Annotated in this window: 1 pseudogene; it reads left to right on the top strand. The window is 44.2% G+C overall.

Features of this window, described 5'->3' with window-relative positions:
• Positions 1–309 (top strand): annotated as a pseudogene (locus tag AAEZ22_RS18220) (transposase); the annotation flags it as partial.
• Positions 310–387: the final 78 nt, after the last annotated feature.

The raw sequence follows: 387 nt of genomic DNA, 5'->3' as shown, positions 1-387 counted from the left end.
CATAATCGTGGTGTATCCGATATTTTAATTGCCTGTGTTGATGGACTAAAAGGCTTCCCTGAAGCAATAGCAACAATTTACCCCGACACCGAAGTGCAGGAGTGCGTCATTCATCAAATTCGTAATTCGATGAAGTACGTTGCTTCAAAGCACCAAAAAGAGTTTATGACTGACTTGAAACCCGTTTATAAGGCTGCCACTAAGGATGCAGCAGAAGCCGCTCTTGACGAATTAGATGACAAATGGGGCAAGTTATACCCTATTGTTATCGCGTCTTGGCGTCGTAAATGGGGCAATCTGTCGGTTTATTTGTGAGCGTCTAGCGAACTACACCTATGTTTTAAAATTCCAGGGTAACAAGCTGTCGATATCGGGCTCAGGCTGGCA

The organism is Pseudoalteromonas sp. 20-MNA-CIBAN-0454 (assembly GCF_040308685.1).
In the GTDB taxonomy this organism is placed as follows: domain Bacteria; phylum Pseudomonadota; class Gammaproteobacteria; order Enterobacterales; family Alteromonadaceae; genus Pseudoalteromonas; species Pseudoalteromonas nigrifaciens.
This window is presented reverse-complemented; position numbering and strand designations above follow the sequence as displayed.